The organism is Sphingomonas sp. CFBP9019, assembly GCF_034045155.1.
Lineage (GTDB): Bacteria > Pseudomonadota > Alphaproteobacteria > Sphingomonadales > Sphingomonadaceae > Sphingomonas > Sphingomonas aerolata.
Map to the genome: position 1 here is coordinate 23,864 of NZ_JAXCWK010000003.1, position 18,147 is coordinate 42,010.

Here is an 18,147-nt window from a genome sequence, read left to right on the forward strand (position 1 = left end):
GGGGACCAGTCTTGTGGTGCGGGTGCTGCCTACAGTTACCACCCCGGCGGAGGCCGGGGCCCAGTTGGGGGACGTTGCTGACTGAGGTCCACGCTTCGTTACTGCGACCTTTCCAGCTGGGCCCCGGCCTTCGCCGGGGTGGTAGGAAGGGCGCGCTAGAGCAGTTTTTCGATGTCGGTGCGGATGTCGGCGGGTTTGGTGGTGGGGGCGTAGCGGTCGACGACCTTGCCGGCGCGGTCGATCAGGAACTTGGTGAAGTTCCATTTGATCGCTTTCGACCCCAGCACGCCGGGGGCGTCCGACTTCAGGCGGTCGAACAGCGGGTTCGCTTCGCCGCCGTTGACGTCGACTTTCGCGAAGACGGGGAAGGTCACGTCGTAGGTGAGCGTGCAGAAATTCGCGATCTCCGCCGCGTCGCCGGGTTCCTGCGCGCCGAACTGGTTGCAGGGGAAGGCGAGAACCTCGAAGCCGCGATCGGCATAGTCGCGGTGGAGCGCCTCGAGCCCCTCATATTGCGGGGTAAAGCCGCATTTGGAGGCGGTGTTGACGATCAGCAGCACCTTGCCGGCATAGGCCGCGAGCGACGCGGGGGTGCCGTTGGTGGCCTTCACGGTGAAGTCGGTGATGGTCATGCGCGGTCCTCGTGTCGGGCGAGCAGATAGGTCAGGTTCTGACGGACGCCCGGCCATTCGTGCGCCAAAATGCTGTAGACGATGGTGTCGCGCAAGCGGCCGTCGGCCATCACCTGGTGCCCGCGCAACACGCCGTCGCGTTTCGCGCCGAGCCGCTCGATCGCGGCCTGTGAGCGTTTGTTGAGGCTGTCGGTGCGGATCTGGACGCATTCGCAGCCGAGCGTGTCGAACGCATGGGTCAGCAGCATCCGCTTGGCCTCGGTATTGACGCCGGTGCGCTGGACCGCGGTGGCGTAGAAGGTGCCGCCGATCTCGAGCCGCCGGTTCGCCGCGCTCATCCGCATGAAGCGGGTGCTGCCGCGGACGATGCCGTCCACCACCACCGCAAAGACCCGCGCGCGGCCAAAGTCCTGCTGCTCGAACGCCGCCGCGAGCCAGCGATCGGGCGCCTTCATCAGCGCGACATTGGCGTAGAACAGGTCCCAGAGATTATCCGCAGACGCGGCGGCGACCAGCGCGTCCTTGTCCGCCGCGACGAGCGGGCGGAGCGTGACGTGACGCCCGACGAGCGTCGTTTTCGCGTCCCAGCTCATGCCCGGTCGCTCATGCCAGCCGGCCCTCGTGCAGCCGGAACACGCGGTCCATCCGCGCGGCGAGCCGCTCGTTGTGAGTCGCGACCAGCGCCGCTGTGCCCTGTTCGCGGACCAGCCGGACGAATTCGGCGAAGACGATGTCGGCGGTATGCTCGTCGAGATTGCCGGTCGGCTCGTCCGCCAGCACGAGCGCGGGCTTGTTGGCGAGCGCGCGGGCGACCGCGACGCGCTGCTGCTCGCCGCCCGAGAGCTGGCTGGGGCGGTGCGTGAGGCGGTGGCCGAGCCCGAGCTGGGTCAGGAGTTCGGCCGCGCGCGCATCCGCCTGTGCGCGCGTCGCGCCGTGGACGAGCTGCGGCAGGACGACATTCTCGGTCGCGTTGAAATCGGGGAGGAGATGATGGAACTGATAGACGAAGCCGAGGCTGTCGCGGCGCACCACCGTGCGCTCATGCGCGTTGAGCTTCGACGCCTCGGTACCGGCGATCTTGATCGATCCCTGGAAGCCACCTTCCAGCAGCCCGACCGCCTGGAGCAGGGTCGACTTGCCCGAGCCCGAGGGGCCGAGCAGCGCGACGATCTCGCCCGGCGCGATTCCGAGGTCGATGCCGCGCAGCACGTCGATCGTCGCGCCGCCCTGCGTGAAGCTCTTGGTCAGACCGCTGGTCTGCAGGACATAGTCGTACGCCTGCGCGCTGCGCCGCTCGATCGGAAGGCCATTATTCATAACGCAGCACCTGCACGGGGTCGGTACTCGCCGCCTTCCAGGCCGGATAGAGCGTGGCGAGGAAGCTGAAGATCAGCGCCATCAGCGCGATCACGATGATCTCGACCGGATCGGTCTTCGACGGGAGTTCGGTCAGATAGCGGATCGAGGGATCCCAGAGATTCTGCCCCGTCACGAGCTGGACGAAGTTCACCACGCCCTGGCGGTAGAACAGGAAGACGAAGCCGAGCCCGAGCCCGGCGAGCGTGCCGAGCGCGCCGATCGTCGTGCCGACGACGATGAAGATCCGCATCAGCCCGCCGCGCGTCGCGCCCATCGTCCGCAGGATCGCGATGTCGCGCGTCTTGGCGCGGACCAGCATGATCAGCGACGACAGGATGTTGAAGACCGCGACAAGGATGATGATCGACAGCACGGTGAACATCGCGACGCGCTCGACCGCCAAAGCCTCGAACAGCTGGGCGTTCATCGTCCGCCAGTCCTGGATGACCGCGCGGCCGCTGATCTTCTCGGCGAGCGGCCTCAGGATCTCGCCGACCTTGTCCGCATCGACGGTCTTCAGCTCGACCATGCCCGCGGCGTCACCCATCAGGAGGAGCGTCTGCGCATCCTCGATCGGCATGATGATATACGCCTTGTCATAGTCGTAGACGCCGATCTCGAAGATCGCGCCGACCTTGTAGCTGACGATGCGCGGGACGGTGCCGAACGGCGTGGTCTGACCCTGCGGGCTGAACAGCGAGATGTCCGAGCCGACCTGCGCGCCGAGCGACTCGGCGAGCCGCGAGCCGATCGCGATCCGGCCGGACCCTTGCGTGATCGACTGGAGCGACCCCATCAGCACCTTGTCCTGGATCGTCGAATTGCGACGGATGTCGTCGACGCGCATGCCGCGGACCAGCACCGCCTCCGCGCGGCCGTTATAGGTGGCGGCGAGCGGCTGTTCGATCAGCGGCACCGCGCTGGTGACGCCGGGGGTGGCGCGCGCCTGTGCGACGATCTCGCGCCAGTCGGGCATCCGGCCGCCGAGCGGCTGGACCACCGCATGGCCGTTGAGACCGACGATCTTGTCGAACAGCTCGGCGCGGAAACCGTTCATCACGCTCATCACGATGACGAGCGCGGCGACGCCGAGCATGACGGCGACGAGGCTGATCGAGGCGACGAGGAAGATGAACGCCTCGCCCTTGCCCGGCAGCAGATAGCGCCGGGCGATCATCCGTTCATAGCGTGACAGGATCATGGGTGCGGGGGTTCGATCGTTAGAAGAGATGTCCATCGGCTCTAGGACGCGGCCCCGCGCGAGGCAACCATGGCCGCGTCTGGATTGGTCTGTTGCGGATTCGACACAGCCCCCTGCCAATCGTGTGGCGCGCCCCGCAAACAGGGTGACAAACACCACGCAATTACTTAGCAAAAACCTCGCTGAGACACAGGCAACGGCCGTGGTTCGGGGAATGCTTTGACGCCGCACCGAAGGTGCAGAGCGGAAGCGACAAAATGGGGGCTGACGAGCGATCGTCACGCAGGCGCCCGGATCGGAAACGGTCCGGGCGTTTGCTTGTCCGGGCCATTTTCCTTACAACGAATACACTATTCGCCGCTCCCGGAACCCCCGAAGTGCAACAGGCACCGGACGAAGAGTGGGAGCTTCCAATTCTCACCCTTCGCCCGGATCTCTCTTTATAGCAGATAGAGTAGAGCAGCGTTTGTGAACCGTATCAGAACGAGCGCGAGATCGTGACGCCGTAGGTGCGCGGATCACCCGGCTGGCCGACGACCAGCCCCGTGCTGCCCGATTGCAGCGCGAGCAATTCGTAATAATCCTTGGCGAAGACGTTGCGGACCCAGCCGAAGACGTTCAGCCGGTCCTCGCCGCGGAAGCCCAGCCGGACATTGCCGAGCGCATAGCCCTTGATGTCCGTATAGGCCGAGGCGGACGGGTTGGACGAGAAGGTCGAGCGGTAGCTGCCGTCATAGCCCAGATACACCTGGCCATCGAGACCGCCGATCCGTGCGGGCAGGTCATATTCCGCGCCGTAGGAAAAGGCCCATTTCGAGATGCCGGGCAGACGCTGGCCCGATATGTCGCAGTTTGCCGGGCTGATCCCGCCCGGGGTTCCGGCGGGGCTCGGCGTCTGGCCTGCGGTCGCGGTGGTGCCGCCCGACAGCTCGGGCGGGCATGGCGCATCGACGAAGCGGACATATTTGGCGTCGGTATATGCGCCGTTGACGTAGAGGTTGAAGCGCGACGTCGGGCGGAACGCCGAGTCGAATTCGAACCCGCGCGTCCGCACCTTGCCCGCATTCGCCAGATAGCCGCGCAGCACGCCCAGCTGCCCGTTGGTGACGGTCGCCTGGTAATCGTTGATCTCGGTCCAGAAGCCCGCGAGGTTGAGCGTCACGCGGCGGTCGAGAAACTGTGTCTTGAGGCCGAGTTCGTAATGGTTGACGGTCTCGGGCTTGACCGTCGCCGAGGCGAGGATCGGGTTGTTCGCGCCGTCGAGCGGGAGCCCCGACAGGTTGATGCCGCCCGATTTATAGCTGCGCGCATAGGTCGCATAGGCGTGGATGTCCTGGGCGACGTCATAGGCGAGCGTCGCGTCGCCCGACACGTTCCAGTCGTCGAAGGCGGGGGTGTAGACCTGGGGCGCGAGCGTGCTGCACCGGTCGCGGGTGACCGAGCTGGCCGCCTGCGCGGTCGTCGAGCAGTTGAGCACCGCGCCTGCCCCCGCCCCCGCCCCTGTCGTCACGACCGAGACGTAGGAGCCGGTCTTCTTGTCGTAATTGACGCGCAGGCCGGGGGCGAAGGAGAGGGTGTCGGCGATGTGCCAGGTCACCTTGCCGAACCCGGCCGCCGACGTGTTCTTGAAGCCGATCGTGTTGGTCGCGGTCAGGCCGTCGAGCACCGCGGGGTTGGACGCGTTCGCGCTGGTCGGGTTGAGCAGGTAGCGGCTGGCGGCGGCGCCCTGGACCTGGAGCCCCTGCGTGTCGATCGTCTGGTGGAAGTAGAACAGCCCGGCAACGTAATCGACCGTGTTGCGGCCGTTCGACGAGAGGCGGACCTCCTGGCTGACCTGTTCTTGCTGCGACGGGTTCGCCGAGACCGAGGTGATCGGCAGGCCGATGAAGTCGCGGTCGTTCGACGGCTTCCAGTCCCAGATGCGCCATGCGGAGACCGAGGTCAGCGACACGGGTCCGAGATCCCATTCGGCGAGCAATGCGGCGCCGCCCAATTCCTGCCGTGCGCGCAGCGGGGTGTCGAGATCGGTCACGCGGTCGAACGCGTCGCGCGACGGCGGGGTGTAGTTGAGCGCGGCGGCGAGCGCGTCATATTGCCGCGACACGGGCCGCTGCGTGGTGCCGACGCGTGCGAAGATCTGCGCGCAACAATCGGGGTTCTGGTGATTATAATCACCAGACAGCGTGAGATCGAGATTGCCGGTCGCGTGCCAGAAGAGCTGGCCGCGCAGGCTCTGATTGTCCTGCGCGTTGACGTCCTTGCCGGTGCGGAGATTGCGGATCGTGCCGTCGCGCCGGGTGATCGACGAGGACAGGCGGATCGCGAGCCGGTCGTCGACGAGAGGGCCCGACACCGACGCCTTGGCCTGGACGAAGCGGAGATTGCCGGTGGTGAGCTCGATCCGTGCCTCGGGAATGAAGCTGGGCTTGCGCGTGTAGATGTTGATCGCGCCCGCGGTGGTGTTCTTGCCGTAGAGCGTGCCCTGCGGCCCGCGCAGGATCTCGATCCGTTCGGTGTCGGTGAAGTCGAACGTCGCCGAGGCGATGCGGCTGTAATAGACCTGGTCGACATAGATGCCGACGCCCTGCTCGATGCCGTCATTGGTGAGGCCGAACGGCGCGCCGAGCCCGCGGATGTTGGCGGCGGAGTTGCGCGGGTTGGTCGAGTAGAATTGCAGCGTCGGCTGAAGCTGCGTGATGCGGTTGACGTTGTACGCGCCGGTGTCGGCGATCGCCTGGCCGCCGATCACCGACATCGCGATCGGCACGCTCTGGATCGTCTCGGCACGGCGGCGCGCGGTGACGACGATGTCTCCCCCGCCCTGCTGTGCCGCGCCGAGCCGGCCGGTGTCGCGCTGTGTGTCCTGCGGCGCGGGTGCGGCCTGATCGGCGGGTGTGGGCAGCGGTGATGCGGCCGCCTGCGCGGCGACCAGCATCGCGAAAATATGGGCCATGATCGTCTCCCTTGAACCTTGGCACTAAAAGTCCATTGATTTGGTGGGATTTCAATCTGGAACGGCTTTGCGGGGGCAAAGCTGCGCTATCGGGGGCGCGGAAAAAATCTTCGCGGGGCGATCTTGAAGGTTTTTTCGGGGTGACCAGATCACTGCCGCACGGCGCCTGATGGGCCGTGTGCCCGGGCCGCGCACAGGCGGGCCAGGGCTGATGTTGGATTGCTCAAGACGAGGATTTGACCATGCGACTCGACCTTACCCCCTATCGCCGCTCGACCGTCGGGTTCGACCGGCTGTTCGACATGATCGAGACGAACGCGCGCGCCGCGACGTCCGACAATTACCCGCCGTTCAACCTCGAGCGGATCGCGCAGGACCGTTACCGCATCACGCTGGCGATCGCCGGCTTCTCGCGCGACGAGATCGCGATCACCGCGCAGCAGAACCTGCTGCTGGTCGCGGGCAAGAAGGAGGAGCGCGCGCCCGAGGGCCAGCTGCTCCATGTCGGCATCGCCAACCGCTCGTTCGAGCGGCGGTTCGAGCTGGCGGATTTCGTGCTGGTGGAGGATGCGCGGCTGAACGACGGGCTGCTGGTGATCGACCTGGTCCGCGAGGTGCCCGAGGCGATGAAGCCGAAGAGCATCGCGATCAAGACCGGCGCGCCGCTGGCTGCGGTCGATACGGTTGCTGTCGATCAGGCTGCCTGATTTTTGATCAGCGCTGTGGGGCGTCCGGATCCTTTGGGTCCGGGCGCCTTTTTTTGTGTCTGGGGTTCGGAGTTGGAAGAATTTGTTCGCGCGGAGGCGCAGAGATTTTCTTGGCCGCGTTGCGGCCCTCATGAATTCCTGCGCGAACCGGAGTGAGGCCGACTGCGATAGGCCAAAAATGCACTCCGCGTCTCCGCGTCTCCGCGTGAACACATTCTTCTGTTCGGACCAGACGGAGCAGGGTTTGTTCGCGCGAAGGCGCGAAGGCGCTAAGATTCTGGGTCCCTTTGCGCCTTTGCGCCTTCGCGTGATCGATATTTCGCCCTTGCGGGCGCCCGTGAGGGCGCCCGGTCGGGTCAGACGAGGCGGCTCTGTTTTACGGCGGCTTCGATGAAGCTGGCGAACAGGGGGTGCGGGTCGAAGGGTTTGCTTTTGAGTTCGGGGTGGAACTGGACGCCGACGAACCAGGGATGGTCGGGACGCTCGACGATTTCGGGGAGCGTGCCGTCGGGCGACATGCCCGAGAAGACCAGACCGCCCTGTTCGAGCACGTCCTTGTAGCCCGTATTCACCTCGTAGCGGTGACGATGGCGTTCCGAGATGTCGGTGCCGCCATAGATCGCCGCGACGACGCTGTTGCCGTCGAGCTTGGCGTCATAGGCGCCGAGCCGCATCGTGCCGCCGAGATCGCCCTCGGCCGCGCGCGTCTCGAGACCCTCGCGGCCCATCCATTCGGTGATCATGCCGACCACCGGCTTGTCGGTCGGGCCGAATTCGGTCGACGAGGCATCGGGCACGCCGCCGAGACCGCGGGCGCCCTCGACGCACGCCATCTGCATCCCGAAGCAGATCCCGAAATAGGGGATCTTGCGTTCGCGCGCGAACTTGACCGAGGCGATCTTGCCCTCCGCGCCGCGTTCGCCGAACGCACCGGGGACGAGGATCGCGTCGCAGGGCTCGAGCTGGCCGGCGATGTCGCTTTCGGCATTCTCGAATAGCTCGGCGTCGATCCAGCGGACGTTGACCTTGACGCGGTTGGCGATGCCGCCATGGACCAGCGCCTCGTTGAGCGACTTGTAGGCGTCCTGCAGCCCGACATATTTGCCGACCACGCCGATCGTGACCTCGCCCTGCGGATTGGTCAGCCGGTCCATGATCTCGGTCCAGCGCGACAGGTCGGGCGCGGCGGCGGGTTCGATCCCGAACGCGCGCAGCACCTCGATATCGAGGCCCTCGCCGTGGTACTGGAGCGGCACCGCATAGATGCTCTTCGCGTCGAGCGCGGGGATGACCGCGCTGGCGGGGACGTTGCAGAACAGCGCGATCTTCGCGCGCTCCGACGGCGGCAGCGGGTGTTCGCAGCGGCAGACCAGCACGTCGGGCTGGACGCCGAGCGCGGCGAGTTCGCGGACCGAATGCTGGGTCGGCTTGGTCTTCAGCTCGCCCGCGGCGGCGATATAGGGGACGAGCGTCACGTGGATACTGATCGCCTTGCCGCGCCCTTCCTCGTTCTTCAGCTGGCGAATCGCCTCGATGAAGGGGAGCGATTCGATGTCGCCGACGGTGCCGCCGATCTCGCAGAGCACGAAGTCGACATCGTCGGTCTCGGCGCGCGCGAACGCCTTGATCGCGTCGGTGACGTGCGGGATGACCTGCACCGTCGCGCCGAGATAGTCGCCGCGGCGTTCGCGGGCGATGATCTGCTGATAGATGCGGCCGGAGGTGACGTTGTCCGACTGGCGCGAGGGCACGCCGGTGAAGCGTTCATAGTGACCGAGGTCGAGATCGGTCTCGGCGCCGTCGTCGGTCACATAGACCTCGCCGTGCTGATAGGGCGACATCGTGCCGGGATCGACGTTCAGATACGGATCGAACTTCCGGATCCTGACGCTGTAGCCGCGTGCCTGGAGGAGGGCGGCAAGCGATGCCGCCATCAGACCTTTACCGAGCGACGATACCACGCCCCCGGTGATGAAAATGTACCGAGCCATGGGAAGAGTCTCGTAGCGTGTGTTGGGGACGAACGACAAGCGCCCGCGGATCACGCAGGGCGCTTTTGTCGGCGAATGGAGTGTTTAGCGGGCGAGCGGGACCGCGCCATTGTCGGCAGGCGCCGGTGCGGCGGCGCCGGCATTCTCTGCACCACCGGCGAACGGTGCCGCATCGCCCTTGGGCTCGGCGGTCGGAACCGCGGTGGCGGCGGCGGCGGGCGTGCGGGCGAGCGACGTGTCGATGTCGGTGCTGCGGTGATTCGCCGCGAGGATCGCGAGCAGGATCGAGAACAGCACGAACATCGTCCCGAGCACGCCGGTTGCGCGCGTCAGGAAATCGGCGGCGCCGCGGGCCGACATCAGCCCCGAGGGACTGCCGCCCATGCCCAGACCGCCGCCTTCCGACCGCTGCATGAGGATCACGGTGACGAGGGCGGCCGCGATGATCGCGTGGATGACAAGCAGGAAGGCGAACATTGCGCGGAAAACCCCGGAACTTTACGAAGCCGCGCACATAGGCGAGCCGGCGGCAACGATCAACCGCATCCCGGGCTCCGGATATCGCACACGACACCGAAACACACGGAAACAAGCCGTGCGGGCGGGCGTTGTGACAGCGTAATGACGTTCCTTAACGGGACGTAGACCCTGAAATTCAGATGGCGGATCAACGCTGTGGCATCAATGGCAGTCAATACTCTATCGACGTGGATGACGGCTCTGGTCGATTATGTCCGTTCGGGTGAACCGGATCTGACCAATCGCCAGATGGCGCTTTTGCTGCTCGTCTATCTCAAACCCGGCCCGCATACGGTGCGCGGTCTGGCGCGTGCACTGAACGTATCGAAGCCCGTCGTCACGCGCGCCTTGAACAGATTGGGTGCCCTCGGCTATCTGCGCCGGCAACGCGACGATAGCGACAAGCGCAACATCTTCGTCGCGCGGACGAGTGAAGGGGCAGATTTTCTTGAAGAATTCGGGCAGTTCATCGGCGATAACGACGCCGCGCCCCGCGCCGCGACAGCCTGACGGCGTCATTCAGCCGCGTGATTCTGCCGACTCGCGTCGCCAGAGTTTCGCGCTGACCGGGCGTTCGGTCGATCTCGACCTGCGCACGCACGCGGTCCGCCGCGACATTGCCGACATCCGCCTTGCCGAGCATGTCTTCGCGCCGCATTATGCGGTGCCGATGATCCGGCTGGTCGCGCGCACCGCGACGCTGCGCGCGGGCCGCGACACGGCCAGCGATCCGGTCACCGCGCTGGCAGTCGGCGACACGATCGAAGTGCTCGAGATTGCGGGATCGTCCGCCTGGGGCGTCGCGCAGCCGCACGGCCTTGTCGGCTATGTCGAGATCGACGCGCTCGACCTGCCGGACGGCAAGGCGGTGGCGGCATGACCGCGACGGTCTTCATCGACGGTGCGGCGGGCACCACCGGGCTCGAGATCCGCGACCGGCTCGCCGGGCGGTCCGACATCCGGATCGCGTTGCTCGACGAGGCGAACCGCAAGGATCCCGCGGCACGCCGCGCGGCGCTCAACGATGCCGATTTCGTCATCCTCTGCCTGCCCGACGACGCCGCGCGCGAAGCGGTCGCGCTGATCGACAATGACCGGACGCGGGTGATCGACGCGTCGAGCGCACACCGGGTCGCGCCGGGCTGGACCTATGGGTTCGCCGAGCTGCCGGGCCAGGCGGCGCGGATCGCCGCGGCGACGCGGGTGTCCAACCCCGGCTGCTATCCGACCGGCTTCCTCGCGCTCGTCGCGCCGCTGGTCGCGGCCGGGCTGCTGCCGGCGGGCCATCCGCTGAGCGTCAACGCGACGTCGGGCTATTCGGGCGGCGGCAAGGCGATGATCGCCGAGTTCGAGGGGGCCGGTGCCACCCCGACCGCGTTCCGCGCCTATGCGCTGGGCCTTGCGCACAAGCATATCGCCGAGATGACGCAGCATGCCGCGCTGACGCATGCGCCGATCTTCGCGCCCGCGGTCGCCAATACCTATCGCGGGATGGTCGTCGAGGTGCCGTTGCACCTTCATGCCCTGCCCGGCCGGCCGACGCTGGCGGCGGTCGAGGACGTGCTGCGGCAAGCCTATGACGGCGCCGCGCTCGTAACCGTGGCGGCAGGCGATGCGGCGGCGATCGCGATCGAGGAAAATGCCGGAACCGACCGGTTGACGTTGCGCGTCTGCGGCAACGATGCGACCGGTCATGCGCGGCTGGTCGCGACACTCGACAATCTGGGCAAGGGCGCCGGCGGCGCCGCGGTCCAGAACCTCAACATCATGGCCGGGGTCGACCCGGTCGCCGGTCTGGTTTCGTAAGACCGACTGACCCAGGAGCTCTCATGCACCGTAATCCCGTAGCCAAGCTGCTCCTGTTCGGCGCGACCGGCGATCTCGCGCAGCGGATGCTGTTGCCCTCGCTCTATGGCCTGCACGCCGACGGGCTGCTGCCCGAGGGGCTGACGATCACCGGCGCGGCGCGTCACGATCACGACGACGCGGCGTATCGCACCTTCGCGCGAGCCGCGCTCGACGAGTATCTGAAGGACGATCGCAAGGACGAGGCGACGATCGACGCGTTCCTCGAGCGTGTGCATTACCAGCCGACCGACCTGTCCGATCCGGCGAGCTTCCAGCCGCTGGCGGACAAGATCGGCGACATTTCGGGCGGGCTCGCCATCTATCTGTCGACCGCGCCGTCGCTGTTCGAATCGGCGATCGAGGGGCTGCACAAGGTCGGGCTGGCGGGCGAGACGGTCCGCGTCGGGCTGGAAAAGCCGCTGGGCTATGACCTGCCGACAAGCCGCGAGATCAACGACGCGGTCGCCAAGGCGTTTCCCGAGAACCGGACCTACCGGATCGATCATTATCTGGGCAAGGAAACCGTCCAGAACATCCTGGCGCTGCGCTTCGGCAACTCGTTCTTCGAGCCGGTGTGGAATGCGCAAGGCATCGACAACGTCCAGATCACGATCTCCGAGACGGTCGGGCTTGAGGAACGCGCGGGCTATTACGAGAGCGCGGGCGCGCTGCGCGACATGGTGCAGAACCATATCCTGCAACTGCTCGCGCTGATCGCGATGGAGCCGCCCGCACGGTTCGAGGGCACCGACGTGCGCGACGAGAAGTCGAAGGTGTTCCGATCGCTCCGGCTGATCAAGCCCGAGGAGGCGCCGCACGTCACCGTGACCGGGCAATATGCCGAGGGCGCGGTCAACGGGAAGTTCGTGAAGAGCTATTCGGAGGAGCTCGGCCAGACGTCGACCACCGAGACGTTCGTCGCGATCAAGGCGCATGTCGACAACTGGCGCTGGCAGGGCGTGCCCTTCTACCTGCGCACCGGCAAGCGCATGGCCGCGCGCGGCAGCGAGATCGCGATCCAGTTCAAGGCGGTGCCGCATTCGATGTTCGCAGGGCGCGGCGGGCTGCTCCAGCCCAACATGCTGATCATCCGCCTGCAGCCCGAAGAGCATGTCCAGCTGCTGGTGATGGCGAAGGAGCCGGGTCTCGACCGCGAGGGCGTGCGGCTGCGCGAGGTGCCGCTCAACCTGAGCCTCGACGCCGAGTTTGCGGGTACGCGCCGGCGCATCGCCTATGAGCGGCTGCTGCTCGACCTGATCGAGGGCGACCAGACATTGTTCGTGCGGCGCGACGAGGTCGAGGCGCAGTGGACCTGGATCGATGCGATCCGCGAGGGCTGGAAAGCGAACGGAATGAAGCCCAAAAGCTATCCGTCGGGCAGCTGGGGCCCGTCCGCCGCGATCGCGCTGACCGAGCGCGACGGCGTGACCTGGCAGGACGACTGAGCATGTTTTCCTCCGTTCGTCCCGAGTAGCCGTCGAGCTTGTCGAGATGGCGTATCGAGGGATCGGCCCGGTTGTGGCATTGTACCTCGATACGGGCTCTCGGCTTCGCTCGATCCCTACTCGGTACGAACGGGACTGGTTGGTACGAACGGGCCGCTGAGTACGAACGGGACTGCTGGGTGCGAACGGGACTGGCGGACACGACCTGAACTGTTGGGCACGAACACTAATTTCTAAGTGAGTTTGAGCATATGACCGAGATCGAATGGTGGGATTACGAGGACACCGAGGAGCTCGCAGCCGCGGTTGCCGGCGACATCCAGTTCGTCATCGAGAGCGCGCTCGACGCGCGCGGCTCGGCGGTGATCGCGCTGGCGGGCGGCAAGACGCCGATGGCGGCGTATGAGAAGCTCGCCCAGGCCAAGCTCGACTGGAAGAAGGTCACGATCATCCCCGGCGACGAGCGGATCGTGAAGCTGGGCGATCCGATGTCGAACGTTACCGCGCTCGCCAAGATCTTCCTGCCCAAGGGTGCGCGGGTGAAGCCGATCGTCCCCGATGCGATCTCCGACTACAAGGCGGCAGGCCGTTCGGCGGATGCGCTGATGCAGGACCTGCACTGGCCGCTGGACTTCTGTTTGCTCGGCATGGGTACCGACGGCCATACCGCGTCGATCTTCCCCGGTCCCGATTTCGACGAGGCGCTGAGCGGTCCCAAGGAACGCCGCGCGGTGGGCGTGATGCCCGAGCCGCTGCCGCCCGAGGCACCGGTCGCGCGCGTGACGCTGTCCGCGGCGGCGATCGCTTCGTCCAAGGCGCTGATGATCATGATCACCGGCGAGGAGAAGAAGACGCTGCTCGAACAGGCGATCGAGCAGGGTCCGTCGTCCAAATATCCGATCGGGCGCGTGCTGGCCGAGGTCGAGCTGCCCGTCGACATCCACTGGGCCGCCTGAGATGCTGAACGCCGTCGTCTCCGCGGTCACCGACCGGATCATCGAACGGTCGCGCGACAGCCGCGCCGCCTATCTCGCGCTGATCGACCGCGAGGGCGAGGCGCAGGTGCGCCGGCCGTCGCTGGGCTGTGCGAACCTCGCGCATGCCTATGCGGGGACCGAGGAGGACCGCGATGCGATGAAGGCCGATGCCGGCATGAACATCGGCATCGTGACGGCGTATAACGACATGCTGTCGGCGCATGCGGTCTATTACCGCTATCCCGAACTGATGAAGGTCTGGGCACGCGAGGCCGGTGCCACCGCGCAGGTCGCGGGCGGCGTGCCGGCGATGTGCGACGGCGTGACGCAAGGCTATCCGGGGATGGAGCTGTCGCTGTTCAGCCGCGACACGATCGCGCTCTCCACCGCGATCGCGCTGAGCCACGGCACGTTCGAGGGCGCGGCGCTGCTCGGCATTTGCGACAAGATCGTGCCGGGGCTGCTGATGGGCGCGCTGCGCTTCGGGCACCTGCCGATGGTGCTGATCCCGGGCGGGCCGATGCCGACCGGATTGCCCAACAAGGCCAAGGCCGCGGTGCGCGAGAAGTTCGCCGAAGGGCTGGTCGGCCGCGAGGAGCTGCTCGAGGCGGAGATCGGCGCCTATCATTCGAAGGGCACCTGCACCTTCTACGGCACCGCCAATACCAACCAGATGATGATGGAGGTCATGGGCCTCCACATGCCGGGCGCGGCGTTCGTCAATCCGGGCACGAAGCTGCGCCAGGAACTGACGCGCGCGGCGGTCCATAGGCTCGCGAAGATCGGGGCACGCGGCGACGACTACCGGCCGCTCGGCCGCTGCGTCGACGAGCGGGCGATCGTCAATGCGGCGGTCGGCCTGCTCGCGACGGGCGGCTCGACCAACCATCTGCTCCACGTCCCCGCGATCGCGCGTGCGGCGGGGATCGTGATCGACTGGGAGGATTTCGATCGCCTGTCGGCGGCGGTGCCGCTGATCGCGCGCGTCTATCCCAACGGTTCGGCGGACGTGAACGCGTTCGAGGCGGCGGGCGGCATGCCCTATGTGATCCGCGAACTGCTGGGCGAAGGGCTGCTCCACGGCGACATCATGACGATCGGCGGGCAGGACCTGTCGGCCTATGCCAAGACCGCGGTGGTCGCGGACGGTGCGCTCGAATGGCGCGACACGCCCGACAGCGGTGACGAGACGATCCTGCGTCCGGCCACCGCGCCGTTCTCGGCGGATGGCGGCATGCGGATCCTCGCGGGCAATATCGGCCGCGCGTGCATCAAGGTGTCCGCGGTCGAGCGCGATCGCTGGATCGTCGAGGCCCCCGCGATGGTGTTCGACGACCAGCTCGACGTGATCGAGGCGTTCAAGCGCGGCGAGCTGGAAAAGGACGTCGTCGTCGTCGTCCGCTTCCAGGGGCCGCGCGCGAACGGCATGCCCGAGCTGCACAAGCTGACCCCGCCGCTGGGCGTGCTGCAGAATCGCGGGTTCAAGGTGGCGCTGGTCACCGACGGGCGCATGTCGGGCGCGAGCGGCAAGGTGCCGTGCGCGATCCATTGCTCGCCCGAAGCACTGCTCGACGGCGCGATCGGGTTGATCCGCGACGGCGACATGATCCGCGTCGATGCGGTCAACGGCACGCTGGAAGCGCTGGTCGATGCGGACGTATGGGCGACGCGCGAGATGGTGACGCTGCCACCCGCGGTCAGCGGCATGGGTCGCGAGCTGTTCGGCATGTTCCGCGGGCTGGCCGACGAGGCCGAAAAGGGCGCGTCGGCGATGCTGGCGGGCGCGGGGCTTTAAAGCCCGCGCGAACCGTTCGTTCCGGGCGATGTCCTTCAACGTCGCTCAGGACGAACGGCGATAAGAGATCAAGGATCGGGAGAGACCAATGGAAATCGTAGCGGCAGATATCGGCGGGACGCATGCGCGCTTTGCGATTGCCGAGGTCGAGAATGGCCGCGTCGTCAAGCTGGGCGAGCCGGTGACGATGAAGACCGCGGACCATGCGTCGCTGCAGACCGCCTATCAGGCGTTCGAGGCGGGGCTGGGACGGCCCCTGCCCCGCGCGCTGGGCATCGCCGTCGCGTCGCCGGTCGCCAACGACGTGATCCGGCTGACCAACAATCCGTGGATCATCCGCAAGTCGCTGATCACCGAGCGGCTGAACGCGGACCAGTGGGTCGTCGTCAATGATTTCGGCGCGGTCGGCCATGCCGTCGCACAGGTTCCCGACAGCGACTTCATCCATCTGTGCGGCCCCGACACGCCGCTGCCGTCCGAGGGGATCACGACGATCTGCGGGCCGGGCACGGGGCTTGGCGTCGCACAGCTGCTGCGGCACCGCGACCGGTACCAGGTGCTCGAGACCGAGGGCGGCCACATGGACTTCGCGCCGCTCGACGGGATCGAGGACGCGCTGCTCAAGCGGCTGCGCAAGACCTTCACGCGCGTTTCCGCCGAGCGCGTCGTCGCCGGGCCGGGGATCGTCGCGATCTACGAGACGCTGGCCGAGATGGAGGGGCGTTCGGTGCCCAGCCGCGACGACCGAACGATCTGGACCGAGGCGATCGACGGCACCGATTCGATCGCGCTCGCAGCGCTCGACCGTTTCTGCCTCGCGCTTGGCGCGGTGGCGGGCGATCTCGCGCTCGCGCAGGGCGCCAAGGCGGTGGTGATCGCGGGCGGGCTCGGCTTCCGGATCAAGGACCGTCTGGTTCGCTCGGGCTTCGACCAGCGCTTCGTCGCCAAGGGCCGGTTCCAGACGATGATGGCGGCGATGCCCGTCAAGCTGATCACCCATCCCCAGCCCGGCCTGTTCGGCGCCGCGGCGGCCTTCGCACAGGAACACACGCAATGACCGCAACTATCGCAGACATCATGCAAACCAGCGCCGTCATCCCGGTGCTGGTGATCGAGGACGCGGCACTCGCCCGTCCGCTCGCCGAGGCACTGGTCGCGGGCGGCCTGCGCGTGCTCGAGGTGACGCTGCGCACCGGCGCCGCGCTCGAGGCGATCGCCGAGATGAAGAAGGTCGAGGGCGCGATCGTCGGTGCGGGCACCGTCGTCAACACCCGCCAGTTTGCCGAAGTGATGGACGCGGGCGCGGAGTTCATCGTCTCGCCCGGCCTGACCGAGCGGCTCGCGACGCCGATCATCGAGAGCGGCGTGCCGTTCCTGCCCGGCATCGCCAATGCGGCGGACATCATGACCGGGCTCGACCTCGGCCTCACGCATTTCAAGTTCTTCCCGGCGGAGGCTAGCGGTGGGCTGAAGGCGCTGAAGGCGCTGGCGGCGCCGTTCTATCAGGCGCGGTTCTGCCCGACCGGCGGGATCACCGAGGCGTCCGCGCCCGAGTGGCTGGCGTTCAAGCCGGTGCTGTGCGTCGGCGGGAGCTGGGTGACCGGCGGCACGATGGCCGAGATCGAGATGAAGGCACGCGCGGCCAACGCGTTGCGGGGGTAAGCGTGCAGATCGTCACCCCGGCTGAAGCCGGGGTGACGATCGCGCTACATCTCGCCGCGGGCCTTGCGGATTGCGTACCATTTGCGGACATTGGCGTTGTGCTGGTCGAGCGTGTCGGCGAAGACATGGCCGCCGGTGCCGTCCGCGACGAAATACAGCGCCTGGGTCTGCGCCGGGTCGAGCACCGCGTCGATCGAGGCGCGGCCGGGATTGGCGATCGGGCCGAGCGGCAGGCCGGGGCTGGCATAGGTGTTGTAGCCGTTTTTCGCCTGCAGTTCGGAGCGCAGGATGCGGCGGCCGAGCGGGCGCCCCTTGGTGATCGGGTAGATGACGGTCGGATCCGCCTGGAGCGGCATGCCGACGCGCAGGCGGTTGCCGTAAACCGCGGCGACCATACGACGCTCGGACGGCTTGCCGGTTTCCTTCTCGACGATCGAGGCGAGGATGATCGCCTGTTCGGGGGTCGCCACCGCGATGCCCGGCTTGCGCGCCGCCCAGGCCTTGGCGAGATAGGCGGTCATCGCCGACTGCATCTGCGCGACGACCGTGGCGCGCGTGTCGCCGCGTTCGAACGCATAGCTGTCGGGCAGGATCGAGCCCTCGGCGGGGACGGGCACGGTACCGGTCAGGCCGTCGGCCTTCATCAGCGCGTCGTGGACGAGGACCGAAGGATAGCCTTCGGGGACCGCGACGAGCCGCTGGACGACCTTGCCGCCCTGCATCAGTTTCAGGATGTCGGACGGGCTGGCCTGGGCGGGGATGCGGTATTCGCCCGCCTTGATCGGATCGCCCGAGCCGAAGATGCGCGCGTAGAGCCGGAAGCGGCTGGCGGAGCGGATCGCGCCGGCCTTTTCGAGTTCGGTCGCGGCGGCGGCGAGGCTCGACCCCTGCGGCACCTGGACGGTGAGCGTGCGCGCGGCCGGGCCGGCGCCGCCCCAGCCCTGGACGACGAGGAACAGCGCGACGATCGCCACGAGGGCGAGGATCACTCCGAAACAGCCGACCTTGCGCATTAAAGTTCCCCGGCGGAGGCCGGGGCCCAGTTGGGCAGGCCCTCC

17 protein-coding genes are annotated in these 18,147 nt (G+C 67.1%); 9 read left to right on the plus strand and 8 right to left on the minus strand.

Annotated features, from left to right (window positions below; all coding sequences use genetic code 11):
• Positions 1-155: 155 nt before the first annotated feature.
• The 5 genes from SOM18_RS08115 to SOM18_RS08135 form a co-directional block, all read right to left on the minus strand.
• Complete coding sequence (locus SOM18_RS08115) at positions 156-632, minus strand: glutathione peroxidase (RefSeq protein WP_320481526.1); 477 nt, start codon at positions 630-632, stop codon at positions 156-158.
• Complete coding sequence (locus SOM18_RS08120; RefSeq protein WP_320481527.1) at positions 629-1,225, minus strand: GNAT family protein; 597 nt, start codon at positions 1,223-1,225, stop codon at positions 629-631. The genes SOM18_RS08115 and SOM18_RS08120 overlap by 4 nt, the downstream gene beginning before the upstream one ends.
• 10 nt (positions 1,226-1,235) lie before the next feature.
• A complete protein-coding gene (locus SOM18_RS08125; protein ID WP_042467156.1) occupies positions 1,236-1,949 on the minus strand; it encodes an ABC transporter ATP-binding protein in 714 nt (237 codons plus the stop codon).
• Positions 1,942-3,192: a lipoprotein-releasing ABC transporter permease subunit gene (locus SOM18_RS08130; protein WP_031440811.1), complete on the minus strand. Its 1,251-nt coding sequence runs from the start codon at positions 3,190-3,192 to the stop codon at positions 1,942-1,944. Before SOM18_RS08130 ends, SOM18_RS08125 begins: the two co-directional genes overlap by 8 nt.
• Positions 3,193-3,670: 478 nt before the next feature.
• Positions 3,671-6,145 (minus strand): TonB-dependent receptor, encoded by a 2,475-nt coding sequence (locus SOM18_RS08135; RefSeq protein ID WP_320481528.1) that lies wholly within the window; start codon positions 6,143-6,145, stop codon positions 3,671-3,673.
• 242 nt (positions 6,146-6,387) lie between these two features.
• On the opposite strand from SOM18_RS08135, the gene SOM18_RS08140 reads away from it, so the two are divergent.
• The gene (locus SOM18_RS08140) at positions 6,388-6,852 is read left to right on the plus strand and encodes an Hsp20 family protein (protein WP_031440813.1); all 465 of its coding nucleotides are present in this window, start codon (positions 6,388-6,390) and stop codon (positions 6,850-6,852) included.
• A gap of 356 nt (positions 6,853-7,208) precedes the next feature.
• Here SOM18_RS08140 and SOM18_RS08145 read toward each other — a convergent pair whose 3' ends face one another.
• The gene (locus SOM18_RS08145; protein WP_031395051.1) at positions 7,209-8,843 is read right to left on the minus strand and encodes a CTP synthase; all 1,635 of its coding nucleotides are present in this window, start codon (positions 8,841-8,843) and stop codon (positions 7,209-7,211) included.
• Positions 8,844-8,927: 84 nt separating this feature from the next.
• Positions 8,928-9,320: a preprotein translocase subunit SecG gene (gene secG / locus SOM18_RS08150; protein ID WP_031395050.1), complete on the minus strand. Its 393-nt coding sequence runs from the start codon at positions 9,318-9,320 to the stop codon at positions 8,928-8,930.
• 234 nt (positions 9,321-9,554) lie between these two features.
• Here secG and SOM18_RS08155 point away from each other — a divergent pair, with 234 nt between their 5' ends.
• The 8 genes from SOM18_RS08155 to eda all read left to right on the plus strand — a co-directional run bounded on the left by SOM18_RS08155 (position 9,555) and on the right by eda (position 17,089).
• Positions 9,555-9,872: a MarR family transcriptional regulator gene (locus SOM18_RS08155; protein ID WP_031395049.1), complete on the plus strand. Its 318-nt coding sequence runs from the start codon at positions 9,555-9,557 to the stop codon at positions 9,870-9,872.
• Entirely contained in the window at positions 9,811-10,242 is a 432-nt protein-coding gene (locus tag SOM18_RS08160; RefSeq protein ID WP_235188378.1) for a hypothetical protein, read from the plus strand. Before SOM18_RS08155 ends, SOM18_RS08160 begins: the two co-directional genes overlap by 62 nt.
• Complete coding sequence (gene argC / locus SOM18_RS08165) at positions 10,239-11,168, plus strand: N-acetyl-gamma-glutamyl-phosphate reductase (RefSeq protein WP_031440815.1); 930 nt, start codon at positions 10,239-10,241, stop codon at positions 11,166-11,168. The genes SOM18_RS08160 and argC overlap by 4 nt, the downstream gene beginning before the upstream one ends.
• A gap of 23 nt (positions 11,169-11,191) precedes the next feature.
• The gene (zwf, locus tag SOM18_RS08170; protein WP_031440816.1) at positions 11,192-12,655 is read left to right on the plus strand and encodes a glucose-6-phosphate dehydrogenase; all 1,464 of its coding nucleotides are present in this window, start codon (positions 11,192-11,194) and stop codon (positions 12,653-12,655) included.
• Positions 12,656-12,906: 251 nt separating this feature from the next.
• On the plus strand, positions 12,907-13,611 hold the full coding sequence (gene pgl / locus SOM18_RS08175) for a 6-phosphogluconolactonase (RefSeq protein ID WP_031396120.1): 705 nt from the start codon (positions 12,907-12,909) through the stop codon (positions 13,609-13,611).
• A 1-nt stretch (position 13,612) separates the two neighbouring features.
• Positions 13,613-15,427 carry a phosphogluconate dehydratase gene (gene edd, locus SOM18_RS08180; RefSeq protein WP_031440817.1) on the plus strand — a complete coding sequence of 605 codons (1,815 nt, stop codon included), beginning with the start codon at positions 13,613-13,615 and terminating at the stop codon, positions 15,425-15,427.
• Positions 15,428-15,515: 88 nt separating this feature from the next.
• Complete coding sequence (gene glk, locus SOM18_RS08185; protein WP_031396123.1) at positions 15,516-16,484, plus strand: glucokinase; 969 nt, start codon at positions 15,516-15,518, stop codon at positions 16,482-16,484.
• On the plus strand, positions 16,481-17,089 hold the full coding sequence (eda, locus tag SOM18_RS08190) for a bifunctional 4-hydroxy-2-oxoglutarate aldolase/2-dehydro-3-deoxy-phosphogluconate aldolase (RefSeq protein ID WP_031440818.1): 609 nt from the start codon (positions 16,481-16,483) through the stop codon (positions 17,087-17,089). The genes glk and eda overlap by 4 nt, the downstream gene beginning before the upstream one ends.
• 44 nt (positions 17,090-17,133) lie before the next feature.
• Here the strand turns inward: eda and mltG are convergent, their stop codons facing one another.
• Complete coding sequence (gene mltG / locus SOM18_RS08195) at positions 17,134-18,102, minus strand: endolytic transglycosylase MltG (RefSeq protein WP_031440819.1); 969 nt, start codon at positions 18,100-18,102, stop codon at positions 17,134-17,136.
• Positions 18,103-18,147 lie beyond the last annotated feature (45 nt).